Below are 15,215 nucleotides of genomic sequence, written 5' to 3' on the forward strand. Positions count from 1 at the left end.
TGTCAGATAGATGACATCTAATCATCAAATGACAGCGATCTAACATTTCGATGACCTGCACGTTCGCCCACACCGTCGAATCGCACTTTGCCGAGCTGACGCCGACCGCAAAACGCATCGCCAGCTACATGCTCGCGAACCTCGATCGGCTCGGCCTCGAAACCGCCGACCAGATCGCGCAGCAGACCGGCACCAGCGGCATCTCGGTCGGGCGCTTCCTGCGCAGCATCGGCTACCGGAACCTCGACGACCTGAAACGCGAACTGCGCGGCGGCGGCAACGATCGCCCATGGATGATCACCGACCGGCTCGACGAGTACCGCCGCGCCGCCGCCGCGCCTGCGACCGCCGACGCGCGCGACGGCGATCGTAGCGGCAGCCCGCTCGCCGCATCGCTCGAGCGCGAGCTCGACGCGATCCGCCACGTGTACCGGCTTGCCGAAGAACCGGTGTTCGCGCAGGTCGCGGACCGCATCGCCGACGCCGACGCGGTGTTCATCCTCGGCATCCAGTCGACGCGCGGCATCAGCAACGCATTCAGCAGCTACCTCGAATACCTGCGCCCGCGCGTGTTCTATTCCGACGGCCAGTCGGGCTCGTACGTCGATTCGCTGAACTCCGAATTCGAGCGGCCGTACTGCATCGTCACCGACACGCGCGCGTATTCGCGCAGCGCGCGCCGCTATTGCCAGGCAGCCGCCGAGCGCGGCCAGCCGTTCGCGCTGGTCACCGACCTGTATTGCCCGTGGGCGCGCGAATGGCCGGCCGACCTGCTGCAGGTGAAGACCGACGTCGGCCAGTTCTGGGATTCGCTCGCGCCGCTCACCTGCCTGTTCAACCTGCTGATCACCGCGGTGGTCGATCGCCTCGGTCCGGCGATCGACCGGCGCGTCGCGCGCAACCGCGAGTTGCAGCGCACGTTCGACCAATTCGAATCCTGAGCAAACCGGACCGCCGATGAACCCTCACCGCCTCGTCGAAATCACCCCCGCCACGCATCGCGTCGAGATCGATCTCGTCTACGCGAGCGCGCGCAACCTGACCGGCAAGCCGATCTACCGCCACACGCACTGCCTGCTGCTCGAACCGGCGGAAGCCGCGCTGCGTCGCGCGATCGACGTCGCCGCGCAGGCCGGCTTCACGCTGTGCATCTACGACGCGTATCGGCCGCCGCAGGCGCAGCAGGTGTTGTGGGATTTCCTGCCCGATCCGAACTTCGTCGCCGACCTCGGCCGCGGCTCGAACCACAGCCGCGGCACCGCGCTCGACCTGACGCTGGTCGGCGCCGACGGCGCGCCGCTCGACATGGGCACCGGCTTCGACGAGATGGTGGCCGCGTCGGGCCACTTCCATGCGGGGCTGCCCGAGCACGTGCAGCGTAACCGGCTGCTGCTGCTCGGCGTGATGCACGCGGCCGGCTTCGCGCATATCGACAGCGAGTGGTGGCATTACGAATTGCCCGGCTCACGCGCGTTGCCGCAGATCGACAACGTCGCGAGCGGCCCGTGGCGACTGATGTAGCGGCGAGGCACGCCGCCGTTTCGATGCACGTGCAACGACTTCAACGAAAGATGGAGAAGCGCCCATGAAACTCCCGATCTCCCGGCTCGTCGCGGCGCTCGCCGCCGCGTCCGTTCTCGCCGCCGTTCCGCTTCGCGCCGCGCACGCGGCCACGCCGAAGGACATGTTCGTGATGGCGACGCTGCTCGACGAATTCACGACGCTCGACCCCGGCGAGATCTACGAGCTGGTGCCCGAGGAATACGTGGCGAACACCTACGATCGCCTCGTGCGAGTCGACCTGCGCGACCCGTCGAAATTCAACGGCGACGTCGCGCAATCGTGGACGGTCAGCGCCGACGGGCTGACCTATACGTTCAAGCTGCGCACGGGCCTGAAGTTCCACTCGGGCAATCCGCTGACCGCCGACGACGTCGCGTGGTCGATCCAGCGCACGGTGCTGCTCGACAAGGGGCCGGCGGCCGTGCTCACCGGCATCGGCCTCACGAAGGCGAACGTCGCGGCGAACGTGAAGAAGCTCGACGACCAGACGGTGTCGATCACGACCGACCAGAAATACGCGCCGACCTTCGTGCTGAACGTGCTCGGCTCGTGGCCGGCGTCGGTGCTGGACCGCAAGCTGCTGCTGTCGCACCAGCAGGGCAACGACTTCGGCAACGCGTGGCTGAAGACCAACGAGGCCGGCTCCGGCGCATACCGGCTCGTCAAGTGGACGGCTGGCGACAGCATCGTGCTGCAACGCTTCGACGGCTACCGGCTGCCGCTCGCGATGAAGCGCATCGTGCTGCGCCACGTGCCGGAAGCGGCAAGCCAGCGCCTGCTGCTGGAGAACGGCGACGTCGATGCGGCGCGCGACCTGAGCCCCGACGATCTCGCGTCGGTCGTGAAGTCGGGCAAGGCGAAGGTCGCGGCCTCGCCGCAGGCGACGCTGCTGTATCTGGGCCTGAACACGAAGAACCCGACGCTCGCGAAGCCGGAGGTGCAGGAAGCGCTGAAATGGCTGGTCGACTATTCCGGCATCCAGGCCAACGTCGTCAAGACGACCTACAAGGTGCACCAGACCTTCCTGCCGGAAGGCTTCCTCGGCACGCTCAATTCGAACCCGTACAAGCTCGACGTCGCGAAGGCGAAGGCGCTGCTCGCGAAGGCCGGCGTGCCGAACGGCTTCTCGGTGACGATGGACGTGCGCAACGACTATCCGTACACCGAGATCGCGCAGGCCGTGCAGGCCAACTTCGCGCAGGCGGGCGTCAAGGTGCAGCTGATTCCGGGCGACAACAAGCAGACGCTCGCGAAGTACCGCGCACGCCAGCACGACATCTACATCGGCGAATGGTCGGCCGACTACATCGATCCGCACAGCAACGCGCAGGGTTTCGCCTGGAACCCCGACAACTCCGACAAGTCGAGCTATAAAATGCTCGCCTGGCGCAACAGCTGGGACATTCCTCAACTGACGAAGGACACCGACGCCGCGCTCGCCGAACCCACTGCCGCGCAACGCGCGCAGCGCTATCAGGCGATGCAGAAGGCGATGCTCGCGCGCTCGCCGTTCGTGATCATGTTCGAGAAGGTCGCGCAGGTCGCGACGCGGCCGGGCGTGAGCGGGCTCGAAGTCGGGCCGATCAACGATCTCGTGTCGTACCGTAACCTGAAGAAGCAATAACACTCGCCGCATGTCGACTCCCGTCTCCTCCCTCGAAGCGCTGCGCACGCTGCCCGCGCGGCGCCCGGCCGTACGCTGGGCGCTGCGCGTGCTGCGCTGGGCGCTCACGCTCGCCGTCACGTTCGCGGGGCTGCTCGCGCTGACGTTCGTGATCGGGCGCAAGGTGCCGATCGACCCCGTGCTCGCGATCCTCGGCGATCGCGCGTCGGCCGACGCTTACGCGGCCGAGCGCATCGCGCTCGGCCTCGACAAGCCGCTCGCGACGCAGTTCCTGATCTACGTGCGCGACGTGCTGCACGGCAATCTCGGGATCTCGCTGCTGACGTCGAACCCCGTGCTCGACGACATCCGCCGCGTGTTCCCCGCGACGCTCGAGCTCGCGACCATCGCGACGTTGATCGGCATCGCGCTCGGCGTGCCGCTCGGCGTCGTGGCCGCGGTCCGGCACAACCGGCCGGTCGACCACATCGCGCGCTTCGTCGGGTTGATCGGCAACTCGGTGCCGGTGTTCTGGCTCGGGCTGATGGGGCTGCTGCTGTTCTATGCGCGGCTGCACTGGGTGGCCGGCCCCGGCCGGCTCGATCCCGTGTACGACGGCATGGTCGACCCGCGCACCGGCAGCCTGCTGATCGACTCGGCGCTCGCGGGCGAATGGGACGTGTTCCGCAACGCGGTGTCGCACATCGCGCTGCCGGCCGCGATCCTCGGCTATTACTCGGTCGCGTATCTGAGCCGGATGACGCGCTCGTTCATGCTCGACCAGCTGAGCCAGGAATACATCGTCACCGCGCGCGCGAAGGGTCTGTCGGAGCGGCGCGTGATCTGGCGGCACGCGTTCGGCAACATCGCGGTGCCGCTGCTCACCGTGATCGCGCTGACCTACAGCAACCTGCTCGAGGGCTCGGTGCTGACCGAGATCGTGTTCGCGTGGCCGGGCCTCGGCTCGTACCTGACCGGCGCGCTGCTGAATGCCGACATGAGCGCGGTGCTCGGCGCGACGCTCGTGATCGGCGCGATGTTCATCACCGTCAACCTGCTGACCGACGCGCTGTATCGCGTGTTCGATCCGCGTGCGCGCTGAGGGCCGCTTCGCCATGACCGCTTCCTGCTGCGCTGTCCTTCCCTTCCTGCCGAAGATCGTCCGCCCATGAACATCGAGCGTCCCACGCTGCGTGCGTGGCTTCTTTCCGACGCCCCCGCGTCGCGTTCGCAGGCCGCGTTCGGCCTCGCGTACCGTCGCTGGCGCCGCTTCGCCACCAATCCGCTGAACCTGTTCGGGCTCGCGATCCTGGTCGCGCTGATCGCGGTCGCGATCGTCGGGCCGCTGATCATGCCGCACGATCCGCTGCGTCAGGTGCTGTCCGACCGGCTGCTGCCGCCCGGCTCGCCATCGCACTGGCTCGGCACCGACCAGCTCGGCCGGGACATCCTGTCGCGGCTGATCGGCGGCTCGCGCATCACGCTCGGCATCGCGCTGCTGGTGGTCGTGATCGTGGTGCCGATCGGCCTGCTGATCGGCACCACGGCCGGCTATTGCGGCGGCTTCGTCGACAGCGTGCTGATGCGCATCACCGACATCGCGCTCGCGTTCCCGAAGATCGTGCTCGCGCTCGCGTTCGCGGCCGCGCTCGGGCCCGGCGTGATCAACGCGGTGGTCGCGATTTCGATCACCGCGTGGCCCGCATACGCGCGGCTCGCGCGCGCCGAGACGATCCGCATCGCGCAGGCCGACTACATTCATGCGGCGCGACTGCAAGGCGCGTCGGGGCCGCGCATCCTGCTGCGCTACATCGTCCCGCTGTGCATGTCGTCGGTGATCGTGCGCGCGACGCTCGACATGGCCGGCATCATCCTGACGGTCGCGGGCCTCGGCTTCCTCGGCCTCGGCGCGCAGCCGCCGAGCCCCGAATGGGGCTTCATGGTCGCGTCGGGCCGCAACGTGCTGCTCGACGCGTGGTGGGTCGCGACGCTGCCCGGCGCGGCGATCCTGCTGGTGAGCCTAGCGTTCAACCTGCTCGGCGACGGGCTGCGCGACGTCTTCGATCCGCGTCATGGAGCGTGACATGCAAGCGAATTCCACTGAAACGGCCGCGCCGCTTTGCGAGATCGACGGGCTGAAGATCGGCTTTCGCGGGCACGACGGCGTCGTGTCCGACGCGGTGCGCGACCTGTCGCTGACGCTCGCGCCCGGCGAGCGGCTCGGCATCGTCGGCGAATCGGGCTCCGGCAAATCGCTGACCGGCCGCGCGCTGCTCGGGCTGCTGCCGGACGCCGCGCGCTGGTCGGCGCGCACCATGCGCTTCGCCGGCCGCGACCTGCTCGCGATGACGCCCGGCGAGCGCCGTCGGCTGTGCGGCAGCCAGATGGGGATGATCCTGCAGGATCCGAAGTATTCGCTGAACCCGGTGATGACCGTCGCGAAGCAGATGGCCGAAGCGTTCCGGCGGCACGAGCCGGGGCTGCGCAGCCGCGCGTTGCGCGAGCGGATCATCGACGCGCTCGCGGCCGTGCAGATCCGCGATCCGGCCCGCGTCGCCGATGCGTATCCGCACGAGCTGTCGGGCGGGATGGGCCAGCGCGTGATGATCGCGATGATGGTGTCGACCGGCCCGCGGCTGCTGATCGCCGACGAGCCGACCTCGGCGCTCGACGTCGCGGTGTCGATGCAGGTGCTCGCGGTGCTCGACGCGATGATCGCGCGGCACGGCACGGGGCTGATGTTCATCAGCCACGACCTGCCGCTCGTGATGTCGTTCTGCGATCGCGTCGCGGTGATGTATGCGGGCCGCGTGGTCGAAACCTGCGCGGCGCGCGACCTGCGCGATGCGACGCATCCCTATACGCGCGGGCTGCTCGCGGCGAATCCGCCGCTCGTGAACCCGCCCGACGAACTCCCCGTGCTGCGGCGCGATCCGGCGTGGCTCGAGGCCGCGCCGCCCGCAAGCATGCCGATGCAACCACCGGAGGCCACACGATGATCGACGTCGACCACGTCTCGATCCGCTTTCCCACTCGCACGGGCCACGTCGATGCGGTGCGCGACGCGAGCTTCGCGGTCCGCGACGGCGAGGTGTTCGGGCTCGTCGGCGAATCGGGCTCCGGCAAGTCGACGCTGCTGCGCGCGCTGACCGGCTTCGTCCCGCTCGCCGGCGGCAGCCTGTCGATCGACGGCCGGGCCGTCGGCGGCACGCCGGATCGCGCCTCGCGCCGCCACGTGCAGATGGTGTTCCAGGATCCGTACGCATCGCTGCATCCGCGCTTCACGGTCGATCAGACGCTGCGCGAGCCGCTGTCGATCCACCGGATCGACGACGCCGATGCACGCATTGCGCGGGCGCTGTCGGAGGTCGGGCTCGGGCCGACGTTCCGCTTCCGCTATCCGCACCAGCTGTCGGGCGGGCAGCGCCAGCGCGTCGCGATCGCGCGCGCGCTGATCGTCGAGCCGCGCGTGCTGCTGCTCGACGAGCCGACCTCCGCGCTCGACGTGTCGGTGCAGGCCGAGATCCTGAACCTGCTGCGCCGCCTGCATCGCGAACGCAAGCTGACGATGATCGTCGTGAGCCACAATCTCGCGGTGATCGGCTTTCTGTGTCAGCGCGTCGCGGTGATGCAGCACGGCCAGATCGTCGAGCAGTTGCGGATCGAGGACGTGCGTGCCGGACAGGTCGCGCGCGACTACACGCGCACGCTGCTGCGCGCGACCGAAGGGTATCGCCGTCTCGATCCGGTTGCCTGACACGCGCGCGACGCATGGGCGTGCAATACTCGGCACCCCGCGCGCCGGTGCATCGGTGTGCCGAGCAATGGAACCTGCGCAGCGCGCGCTGGTCCATTGCTGTTCGTCAACAACTCAATGGCAACAGGGAGGCGTTCATGCTGCAATTCATCGAAACGCTGGTGGTCGGGCTCATCGTCGGCCTGCTCGCGCGCGCATTCAAACCCGGCGACGACAAGATGGGCATCCTGATGACCATCGTACTCGGCGTCGTCGGCTCGCTCATCGCGGGCTATGTCGGCCGCGCCGCCGGCTGGTATGCGCCCGGCCAGGGCGCGGGCTGGATCGCGTCGATCGTCGGCGCGATCGTGCTGCTCGTGATCGTCGGGGCCGTACGCAAGCGCGCGGGCTGAGCGAAGCTGCGGTAGCACGAGGCGGCCGCCCGGAATGGGCGGCCGTTTTTTTGGGTTCTTCGTGGAGTGCAGAAGAGGCACGTCGGTGATCGGCCAGTTCAATTGCCTGTATCGATTGCCTGGCGCTCGCCTGGTACACCCCAGCCGCTAGACGCGCGAGGACGTTAGCCCGACTGTCTCGAGGTGACCAACAAGGGCATCGATGAAAACGCGGACCTTTGCCGACATACTGCGGTGAGTCGGATACAGCGCGTGAAGCTCGATGGGTTCTCGTCTCAATGACGGAAGCACCCGCACCAAGGTACCTGCCCTCAAGGCGGGAGCAGCGAGGTAGCTTGGAAGAAAACCAATCCCGCCCCCGCCTTCAAGCACGATCTTCTGCGCAGCCGCATCAGGAATAATTGCGCTACCACGCGGCCGTATGGTCAATTCCGCCTGGCCATCCTGAAACACCCAGCTCGTGGGCGCCTCTCGAACGACGAGCCGATGTCCATGAAGCTCGCTTGCCGCCATCGGCGCGCCCGACCGCGACAGGTAGGATGGACTTGCGCACAGCCACAATTCGACCGGCGGCAGCCTGCGTGCGACGAGCGACGAGTCGGGAAGTGTACCGACGCGCACCGCTACGTCGATACCTTCGCGCGCGATGTCGACGTAGTTCGAGTCCGTCGTCAGCTCGACGGTGAGCGCCGGATAGCGGTCGAGAAACTCGGGCAGCATGGGCGCAACGAGCCCCTGTGCGAACGATTGCGTCGTGTTGATGCGTAGCAGCCCGCGCGGTTCCCCCGCGTAGCCATCGATGATCGCCTGCGCTTCCTGCAGGTCGTGAACTGCCCGCGACGCGTAGGGCAGCAGCAGTTTTCCCGCATCGGTCAGCCGGAAGTGTCGGGTGGACCGGTCGAAGAGCGCCGATCCAATCTCCGTCTCCAACCGGACGAGTGCCCGGCTTACGGACGATTTGGGCGACTTCAGCGTGCGTGCCGTGCCTGAAAGGCTTCCGCTATCGGCTAAGCAAAGAAATATGATGAGGTCGGCCTGGTCCATTTCGTGTCGTTTTCCGGAACGCGGAGTCTCGATTCAGCCATCTTATATTCAAATTCGGCACGACCTAGACTTCTCCTCGACGCCGTCCACCGAGCGTCGTGACGAACCGAGGGAGTCATGGACAATACACACACGAGCTGTTTGGTCGTCGGCGCCGCCGGCAATCTTGGGCACCGAATCATCGATGCGTTACTTCGCACGCGACCCGCCGGTGAGATCCGCGCGGGAGTGCGCGGCGGTTCAGCAGGTAAGCACGGCAATCGTGCAAGGCAGTGGCTTGCGAACGGCGTAACCGTCGTCAATACTGACCTGGACGACCCGCTCAGCCTCGAGCAAGCCTGTGCCGGCGTCGATACCGTTATTTCGGCAGTTCAGGGTGGCCCCGACATCATCGTCGATGGCCAGGCCCGTTTGCTCGAGGCAGCGCTCGCGGCAGGCGTCCGGCGATTGGTCCCGTCGGACTTCTCCGAGAACCTGTTCTCGATTCCGGAAGGCATCAACCCTTACCTCGACATGCGGCGGACCTTCGATCGCAAGGTCGCGCCGAGCGGCATTGGCCACACCCACATCCTGAACGGTGCCTTCATGGAGGCTGTGTTCTCCAACCCCGGCCTGATCGACGCCAAAGCGGGCACGATCGCTTACTGGGGCGACGACGAGGTGCCCCTCGATTTCACGTCCATGAACGACGTTGCAGCCTGGACCGTGGCTGCCGTCGAGGATCCGGCGGCGGCTAACAGGATAGTGTCCGTGGCAGGCGACTGCCGCACCATTGCCCAGATCGCAGCGGACTATGCAGCAGCGACCGGCAAGGAGCTTCATCGGGTGCGTCGAGGCTCGATCGCGGACGGCTATGCCGAGCTACGGCGAATGGCGAAGGCCGGTGCTCATCCGATGGCAATGCTGCCGCTCCAGTATCTGCTGCCGATGATGTCGGGCGAAGGCACCTTGCGCGACATCGCAAATGACCAATATCCGACCGTGCGGCCGACATCGCTCCTGGACTTCATGAAACGTCACTACGAAGGCGCACGCACGAAATTCGACAGCTAAACTTGCAAGTTAGACTGTCGTGATCTATGCTTCTCGCAAGGCCGCGCTCGGGAGCGCCGCCTTGCGCTGGAAGGTGCCGCCTCTGACCTGACGTTGGCGGTCGGCCAGTTTTCTTGCACCGGTCGTGGTTCATCGATTCCGGCGAACCGAATCTGTCGCGCTCCAGCGGGCTTGCCCGCCTGGACCGCGAGAGCCTTCCTCGCAGATGTCGATCGAGACAGTTCGAGCCTCACGACGTCGCGACCCGGGCTGCTGCCAATCCTTTCGGCTGCCGACTCGGCGATTCCGCGCGTCCCTATCCATTCATGCGTTTCACTCCCTTCGAAAGGACGAGTCATGAGCTTCGTTTCAGCCTTCTTTGCAGGTGCCTTCTTGTGCAACGCGATGCCGCACCTGACTGCCGGTCTGCGCGGCGAAGTTTTTCCGTCTCCGTTTTCGAAGCCGCACGGAAAGGGGCCATCGTCGCCGCTCGTCAATGTCCTTTGGGGCTTTCTGAACGCACTGATCGGCTTGGCGCTGCTGCTCCATCATCCGTTCCCGCCCGGGGTGAACGTAGATAGCGCGGCGATGCTCGCCGGCGTGCTGGTCATAGGTGTCTTCTCATCGGTTCACTTCGGCCGTGTACGCCGCGAAGGCTTGTTTTGAGCGTGCACGACGTCGGCACGCGAGTGCCCACCTGCGCAATTTGCCAACGGCGACCACGACGAACCCATTGTTGGTACTGCGATTCACACGATCGCCGTTGGTTGACTCCCCAACGATTGGCCGGCAAACCGCCGTTCCTTCCACAGCGCTGCATGCGCCATCCGTACTACCCCGAGTTGCAGTAGTACAAGTTCGAGATAGATTGATCACCGGAACCCGACGTCCCTTGCGTGCCGTCGTCTCCCCGTTCTCACTCAAGAGGTTCGATGAACTTGCCGTTTACGCATACAGCACCGCAGCGTTGACGGCCTGCCATTCGAGCGGCCTCGCTGCGACGCGCTTCCACTCTGGAGCCTGTCATGAAGCATCGCCGTGCTACCGCCTCGTTCGCCCTCGCTGCCGCGCTTCTGGTTTCATCGTCTTCCTTCGCGGCCGGCGCGTCCGGCATAGTTCGCTTCACCGGCATGATCGTCGAGCCGCCCTGCTCGTTCACGGTCGACAGCGCCGATGCGCAGCATGCGCGCATGCGTCCCGATTGCCCGCGCCCGGCCACCGGCCAAGTCGCGTTCGTCGACGCGGCCACGCTGCGCACGGTCGCCACCACGTCGTTCTCGCAGGGTTCGCGCACGATCGTCGTCCCCGAGCGCGCCGGCACCGCCCATGCGCCGCTGATCGCCGTCGTCACCTACCAGTAGGAAGCGTCGCCCGATACTGCGCGCGTCAGTCGCGATGGCAGGCGATCCAGTCGCTGAACGCGCGGATCTTCTGCTGACTGCCGATGCTCTCCGGATAGACGAAGTAGTAGCGCGCGCCGGTCTCGAGCACGATGTCGAACGGCCGCTCGAGCCGGTGTGCGCGGACGTCGTCGTCGACGAGCGTCACGTCGCCGATCGCGACGCCGAAGCCCTGCATCGCCGCATTCGTCGCGAGATCGAGCGTGTCGAAGGTCGGGCCGCGCTGCGCGTCGACGCCGCGCTCGCCCGCATGCTCGAGCCACGCGCGCCAGTCGCGATGATCGCGCGTCGGATGCAGCAGCGTATGGCGCACGAGATCGCCGACCGCGTCGAGCGGCGCGGCGTGCCGCAGCTCCGGTGCGCACACCGGCGTCAGCCGCTCGTCGAACAACGGCAGCGCGACGACGCCCGCGCCCGGCGACGTACCGTAGACGATCGCCGCATCGAACGGCTCGGTCGAGAAATCGACGACGTGCTGCCACGCGGTCGTGATCTGCACGTGCAGATCCGGATGCTCGCCCTGGAACCGCATGATGCGCGGCAGCATCCAGCGGATCACGCAGGTCGGCACCTTCAGCGCGAGATCGGTGCGCTGCCGCGTGAGCTTCATCGAGATGTCCTCGATGCGCGCGAAGCTCTCGTTGACGACCGGCAGCAACTGCTCGCCCTCCGGCGTCAGCAGAAGGCCCTTCGCGTGCCGCTTGAACAGCGGAAAACCGTAGTGCGCCTCGAGCGCCTGGATCTGGCGGCTCACCGCCCCCTGCGTGACGCACAGCTGCTCGGCCGCACGCGTGAAGCTGCGGTGGCGGGCCACCGTGGAGAAGATCTGCAGCGCGTGCAGAGGCGGAAGTCGGCGCATGGCGAGGCAGGTAAGCAGACGAACTGCGCGAACCAACGGCGCGCATGAAGCGCGCATCGCGCAGGCACACCGCGCGCCGGGACGGGCGCGGGCTGACCGACACGATAAGCGAAATGGCGGCGTTGCGCGAGCCGCGTCGCTCGCGCAGCGCGCTCAGGCCGTGGCGGTGAGCGCTCCGGTCGCGATGCGCGCCGCCGACGCGACGACGTCCGCGCGCGCAGCGGCGTCGGCCTGCGCTTGCGTGAACGACACCGCGAGCACGATCGGCGCGCGCGACGGCGGCCACACCACCGCGACCTCGGTCGTCGTGCCGTAACCGCCGGTGCCGCGCTTGGCCGCCACGCGCGAGCCCGGCGGCACGCCGGCCGCGATGCCGGTCGCGTCGGGCGCGCCGGCCGTCATCCAGTCGGTGAGCTGCGCGCGCTGCGCTTGCTGCAGCGTGTCGCCGAGCAGCAGCCGCTGCAGCGTATCGACCATCGCGACCGGCGTCGACGTGTCGCGCTCGTCGCCGGGCGCGGCACGGTTCAGCTCGGGCTCCCAGCGATCGAGCCGGAACACGGTGTCGCCGCTTTCGTGCGCGAACGCCGTGACGGCCTGCGGGCCGCCGAGCACGTTCATCAGCAGGTTCCCCGCGCCCTTGTCACCCGACTGCAGCATTGCGGCGCAGAGTTGCGCGATCGTCATGCCCGTGTCGACGTGGCTCTCCGTCACCGGCGAGCCGGCCACGACTTCGTAACGGCGATACAGGATGCGACGCGGCAGCAGCGATGCATCGAGCGACGCACGCGCGAGGATCGCGGCGGCCGCGACGACCGCATAGGTGCCGCACAGTGGGAAGCGCTCGCGCGCATGATGCGCGATGCGCGTGCCGTTCGACGTGTCGAGCGCGGCGACGCCGAGCCGGCCGTTCGACGCCTTATCGAGTGCGGCGAGCTCGCTGCGGGCAACATGCGCGCGCCCCTGATCGGCAATGGGAGCCGACGTGCACGCTGCGACGAACGGCGCGGACACGGCGGCGAGCAACAGCGAACGACGAGTCGGAGAATGGTCCATGAATGAAGGCGTTCAGTCGGAAACGGTGGCGAAGCGGTGCATGGCGCAATACGCGCGGGCATTGGCGAGGCACGCGCGCGTTCATGGCGGCGGCCGGCTCGCGACGATGTGGCCGCGCCTCGCGCGACACGTTCGTCGCCGCCGCGAACGGCGGCCCTCGCGTGAACAGGCCCTAGCGTAGCAGCGAGCGCCGCCGCGTTCCAGCGGCGCGCCGCTTCAGCCTTGCGAAGAAGGCAGATAAGGCATCGGATTGACCGGCTTGCCGTCGCGCCTCACCTCGAACAGCAGCGCGACATGCGCGTTGTCCACGTCGCCCATTTCGGCGATCGCGTCGCCCTGGCGCACGATGTCGCCGGTCTTCACGAGCACCCGGCGGCTATGCGCGTACGCGGTCAGAAAATCCGCATTGTGCTGGACGATGATCAGGCTGCCGTAATCGTTCAGGCCCGTGCCCGCATACATCACGCGGCCGTCGGCGGCCGCGCGCACCGGGTCGCCCGGCCGGCCGGCGATCTGAATGCCGCGGTTCTGGCCGGGACGGAACGCATCGACGATCTTGCCGCGGGCCGGCCACGTCAGCGACACCGCGCTCGCGTGCCGCCTGGTTTCGTTGACGACCCGGCGCTCGTTCGCGGGCGACACGTTCGGCTGCGCGGCAGCCGCGGGATTGGTCTGCGCGGCGGGAGCGGCCGGAACGGCACCAGCCGTCGCGTCGCTCGCGCGCTGCGCCGGTGCCGGCTGCTGCTGCCGGACGATGTGCAGCACCTGTCCCCGCCGCAATCTGGCGTGCGCATCGAGCTTGTTCCAGGTGCGTAGCTCGGCCACGCTGCAAGCGTGGGCGGCCGCGATGGCGCTCAGCGTGTCACCGCGCTTCACCACGTACTTCCGTACGACGAGGATCGGGGCAGCCGGCGGCACCGGTGTAGCCGGCAGTGCAGCGGCGGGCTGCTCCGACGACGGTCCCGCGAGCGTATCGCTCGGCGGAACGGGTACCGTACTTGCACAACCGGCCATGACGAGCACGGCGGCCAGGCCGGGCAGCCAGGCCGCGTTGCGGTACATCTCGCACAGTTTCATGGACGATCGACTCCCGTTTGACAATCTTTCAAGCATCTCAAAAACGGAACGGCCGACGTGTAACCGGATGCAAACAATGATGACAAACGATCACGAGGCACGCGTCGGCGGGACCTTCGTTCTCGGTAATACGGTCGGAATCGGAAAAACTTGACGGTTTCCTGCACGCCAGGCGGAAATTTTCTCGCCTGCGGACCGCCGGAACGGCATTCGGACGGCCGGCGCGGCCTTCATCGCAGCCAGTCGACCAGCTCGGCGCAGGCCCATGCGACGCCGATGCACAGGAACAACAGGTGCAACGCGATCTTGAACGACACACCCCACGACGGCTCGTCGCACATCCCGGTCTCCTCCTGGATCGATATGCGGCGATGATCGGTGACCGATCGCGCCCCGAAAATGCGGAAGCGGCGAACCGTGTCTCAGGCTCAGCCTGAGGCCTGAGGTCGGCCCGAGACCGGCGCGGCCGTTCCTGCTAACTTATCGGCCATTCCCGTCCTGACGCCCCGCTCCGACCATGCGCTTCGATCTGACCGACCTGCGGCTCTTTCTGAACATCTGCGAGGCCGGCACGATCACGGGCGGCGCCGAGCGGACCCACATCACGTTGCAGGCCGCGAGCGAGCGCATCCGCGGCATGGAGGACGAACTGGGCGTACCGCTGCTGCACCGGGCGAAGTCGGGCGTGCAGGCGACCGATGCCGGCCATGCGCTCGAGCATCACGCACGCACGGTGCTGCAACAGATCGATCAGATGCGCGGCGAGCTGCAGCAATACGGCCAGGGGCTGCGCGGGCACATCCGGCTGCTGTGCAATACGGCGTCGCTGAGCGAATACCTGCCCGACGCGCTCGCCGCATACCTGCCGCATCATCCGAAACTGTCGATCAGCGTCGAGGAGCGTTCGAGCCAGGAGATCGTGCATGCGATTCGCAACAAGACCGCGGAGGTCGGCATCGTCGCCGATTCGGTCGGCCTCGACGGGCTCGAGCAGAAGCGCTTCCGCGAGGACTGGCTGATCGCGGTCGTGCCGGCCGCGCATCCGCTCGCCGCACGCGAGCACGTCGCGTTCGACGAAATCGTCGATGCGGACTTCATCGGGCTCACTGACGGCAGCGCGCTGCAGGTCCATCTCGCCGAGCAGGCGCGTGCGCTCGGCAAGCGAATCCGCTACCGTGTCCAGTTGAAGAGCTTCGACGCGATCTGCCGCGTGATCGAAAGCGGCGTCGGGATCGGCATCGTGTCGCGCCATGCGGCCGAGCGCGCGGCGCAGACGCTGGACGTGCGGCTCGTCGAGCTGTCCGATGCGTGGAGCCATCGCAAGCTGACGCTGTGCGCGCGCTCGTTCGACCAGTTGCCGAAATACACGCAGGCGTTCGTATCGTTTCTGTCGAACGACACGCCGCCGCGCTGAGCGACGCGCGGCCATCGAAGC

At 67.3% G+C, this 15,215-nt stretch carries 16 protein-coding genes; 12 read left to right on the plus strand and 4 right to left on the minus strand.

What is annotated here, in order from left to right; genetic code table 11:
• Positions 1-50: 50 nt before the first annotated feature.
• The 8 genes from sapR to EX20_RS25515 all read left to right on the plus strand — a co-directional run bounded on the left by sapR (position 51) and on the right by EX20_RS25515 (position 7,315).
• On the plus strand, positions 51-941 hold the full coding sequence (gene sapR / locus EX20_RS25480; protein ID WP_034195142.1) for a sap1 transcriptional regulator SapR: 891 nt from the start codon (positions 51-53) through the stop codon (positions 939-941).
• A 16-nt stretch (positions 942-957) separates the two neighbouring features.
• Positions 958-1,521 (plus strand): D-alanyl-D-alanine dipeptidase, encoded by a 564-nt coding sequence (gene ddpX, locus EX20_RS25485; RefSeq protein WP_034195143.1) that lies wholly within the window; start codon positions 958-960, stop codon positions 1,519-1,521.
• Positions 1,522-1,585: 64 nt separating this feature from the next.
• Positions 1,586-3,187 carry an ABC transporter substrate-binding protein gene (locus tag EX20_RS25490; protein ID WP_011882390.1) on the plus strand — a complete coding sequence of 534 codons (1,602 nt, stop codon included), beginning with the start codon at positions 1,586-1,588 and terminating at the stop codon, positions 3,185-3,187.
• Positions 3,188-3,197: 10 nt separating this feature from the next.
• Complete coding sequence (locus tag EX20_RS25495) at positions 3,198-4,268, plus strand: ABC transporter permease (protein WP_014724756.1); 1,071 nt, start codon at positions 3,198-3,200, stop codon at positions 4,266-4,268.
• A 66-nt stretch (positions 4,269-4,334) separates the two neighbouring features.
• Complete coding sequence (gene nikC / locus EX20_RS25500) at positions 4,335-5,249, plus strand: nickel transporter permease (RefSeq protein ID WP_011882392.1); 915 nt, start codon at positions 4,335-4,337, stop codon at positions 5,247-5,249.
• Between the two features lies 1 nt (position 5,250).
• Positions 5,251-6,165, plus strand: a complete 915-nt coding sequence (locus EX20_RS25505) for an ABC transporter ATP-binding protein (protein ID WP_034195144.1) — start codon at positions 5,251-5,253, stop codon at positions 6,163-6,165.
• Positions 6,162-6,923, plus strand: a complete 762-nt coding sequence (locus tag EX20_RS25510; RefSeq protein WP_034195145.1) for an ABC transporter ATP-binding protein — start codon at positions 6,162-6,164, stop codon at positions 6,921-6,923. Before EX20_RS25505 ends, EX20_RS25510 begins: the two co-directional genes overlap by 4 nt.
• Before the next feature lie 137 nt (positions 6,924-7,060).
• Positions 7,061-7,315, plus strand: a complete 255-nt coding sequence (locus EX20_RS25515; RefSeq protein ID WP_011882395.1) for a GlsB/YeaQ/YmgE family stress response membrane protein — start codon at positions 7,061-7,063, stop codon at positions 7,313-7,315.
• 147 nt (positions 7,316-7,462) lie between these two features.
• Here the strand turns inward: EX20_RS25515 and EX20_RS25520 are convergent, their stop codons facing one another.
• Positions 7,463-8,359 carry a LysR family transcriptional regulator gene (locus EX20_RS25520; RefSeq protein ID WP_034195146.1) on the minus strand — a complete coding sequence of 299 codons (897 nt, stop codon included), beginning with the start codon at positions 8,357-8,359 and terminating at the stop codon, positions 7,463-7,465.
• A gap of 117 nt (positions 8,360-8,476) precedes the next feature.
• On the opposite strand from EX20_RS25520, the gene EX20_RS25525 reads away from it, so the two are divergent.
• From EX20_RS25525 to EX20_RS25535, 3 genes are all read left to right on the plus strand, one after another.
• Positions 8,477-9,412: an NmrA family NAD(P)-binding protein gene (locus EX20_RS25525; RefSeq protein ID WP_034195147.1), complete on the plus strand. Its 936-nt coding sequence runs from the start codon at positions 8,477-8,479 to the stop codon at positions 9,410-9,412.
• 336 nt (positions 9,413-9,748) lie between these two features.
• Positions 9,749-10,057: a hypothetical protein gene (locus EX20_RS25530; RefSeq protein ID WP_034195148.1), complete on the plus strand. Its 309-nt coding sequence runs from the start codon at positions 9,749-9,751 to the stop codon at positions 10,055-10,057.
• A 359-nt stretch (positions 10,058-10,416) separates the two neighbouring features.
• Positions 10,417-10,752: a hypothetical protein gene (locus tag EX20_RS25535; RefSeq protein WP_014724751.1), complete on the plus strand. Its 336-nt coding sequence runs from the start codon at positions 10,417-10,419 to the stop codon at positions 10,750-10,752.
• A gap of 25 nt (positions 10,753-10,777) precedes the next feature.
• Here the strand turns inward: EX20_RS25535 and EX20_RS25540 are convergent, their stop codons facing one another.
• The 3 genes from EX20_RS25540 to EX20_RS25550 all read right to left on the minus strand — a co-directional run bounded on the left by EX20_RS25540 (position 10,778) and on the right by EX20_RS25550 (position 13,780).
• Entirely contained in the window at positions 10,778-11,650 is an 873-nt protein-coding gene (locus EX20_RS25540) for a LysR substrate-binding domain-containing protein (RefSeq protein WP_034195149.1), read from the minus strand.
• 153 nt (positions 11,651-11,803) lie between these two features.
• Entirely contained in the window at positions 11,804-12,703 is a 900-nt protein-coding gene (gene bla, locus EX20_RS25545) for a class A beta-lactamase (protein WP_011882401.1), read from the minus strand.
• Between the two features lie 216 nt (positions 12,704-12,919).
• Positions 12,920-13,780 (minus strand): peptidoglycan DD-metalloendopeptidase family protein, encoded by an 861-nt coding sequence (locus EX20_RS25550; protein WP_034195150.1) that lies wholly within the window; start codon positions 13,778-13,780, stop codon positions 12,920-12,922.
• Positions 13,781-14,297: 517 nt separating this feature from the next.
• On the opposite strand from EX20_RS25550, the gene EX20_RS25555 reads away from it, so the two are divergent.
• The gene (locus EX20_RS25555) at positions 14,298-15,194 is read left to right on the plus strand and encodes a LysR substrate-binding domain-containing protein (RefSeq protein WP_034195151.1); all 897 of its coding nucleotides are present in this window, start codon (positions 14,298-14,300) and stop codon (positions 15,192-15,194) included.
• Positions 15,195-15,215: the final 21 nt, after the last annotated feature.

It is taken from the genome of Burkholderia sp. WP42, assembly GCF_000745665.1.
In the GTDB taxonomy this organism is placed as follows: Bacteria; Pseudomonadota; Gammaproteobacteria; order Burkholderiales; family Burkholderiaceae; genus Burkholderia; species Burkholderia vietnamiensis.

Excerpts from the sequence above, each read along its gene's own strand:
- EX20_RS25525 (WP_034195147.1), top strand. The coding sequence starts at position 8,477 with ATGGACAATACACACACGAGCTGTTTGGTCGTCGGCGCCGCCGGCAAT.
- EX20_RS25535 (WP_014724751.1), top strand. The coding sequence starts at position 10,417 with ATGAAGCATCGCCGTGCTACCGCCTCGTTCGCCCTCGCTGCCGCGCTT.
- EX20_RS25490 (WP_011882390.1), top strand. The coding sequence starts at position 1,586 with ATGAAACTCCCGATCTCCCGGCTCGTCGCGGCGCTCGCCGCCGCGTCC.
- sapR (WP_034195142.1), top strand. The coding sequence starts at position 51 with ATGACCTGCACGTTCGCCCACACCGTCGAATCGCACTTTGCCGAGCTG.
- EX20_RS25505 (WP_034195144.1), top strand. The coding sequence starts at position 5,251 with ATGCAAGCGAATTCCACTGAAACGGCCGCGCCGCTTTGCGAGATCGAC.
- EX20_RS25550 (WP_034195150.1), bottom strand. The coding sequence starts at position 13,780 with ATGAAACTGTGCGAGATGTACCGCAACGCGGCCTGGCTGCCCGGCCTG.
- EX20_RS25540 (WP_034195149.1), bottom strand. The coding sequence starts at position 11,650 with ATGCGCCGACTTCCGCCTCTGCACGCGCTGCAGATCTTCTCCACGGTG.
- EX20_RS25495 (WP_014724756.1), top strand. The coding sequence starts at position 3,198 with ATGTCGACTCCCGTCTCCTCCCTCGAAGCGCTGCGCACGCTGCCCGCG.
- EX20_RS25555 (WP_034195151.1), top strand. The coding sequence starts at position 14,298 with ATGCGCTTCGATCTGACCGACCTGCGGCTCTTTCTGAACATCTGCGAG.
- nikC (WP_011882392.1), top strand. The coding sequence starts at position 4,335 with ATGAACATCGAGCGTCCCACGCTGCGTGCGTGGCTTCTTTCCGACGCC.
- EX20_RS25515 (WP_011882395.1), top strand. The coding sequence starts at position 7,061 with ATGCTGCAATTCATCGAAACGCTGGTGGTCGGGCTCATCGTCGGCCTG.
- ddpX (WP_034195143.1), top strand. The coding sequence starts at position 958 with ATGAACCCTCACCGCCTCGTCGAAATCACCCCCGCCACGCATCGCGTC.
- EX20_RS25510 (WP_034195145.1), top strand. The coding sequence starts at position 6,162 with ATGATCGACGTCGACCACGTCTCGATCCGCTTTCCCACTCGCACGGGC.
- bla (WP_011882401.1), bottom strand. The coding sequence starts at position 12,703 with ATGGACCATTCTCCGACTCGTCGTTCGCTGTTGCTCGCCGCCGTGTCC.
- EX20_RS25520 (WP_034195146.1), bottom strand. The coding sequence starts at position 8,359 with ATGGACCAGGCCGACCTCATCATATTTCTTTGCTTAGCCGATAGCGGA.
- EX20_RS25530 (WP_034195148.1), top strand. The coding sequence starts at position 9,749 with ATGAGCTTCGTTTCAGCCTTCTTTGCAGGTGCCTTCTTGTGCAACGCG.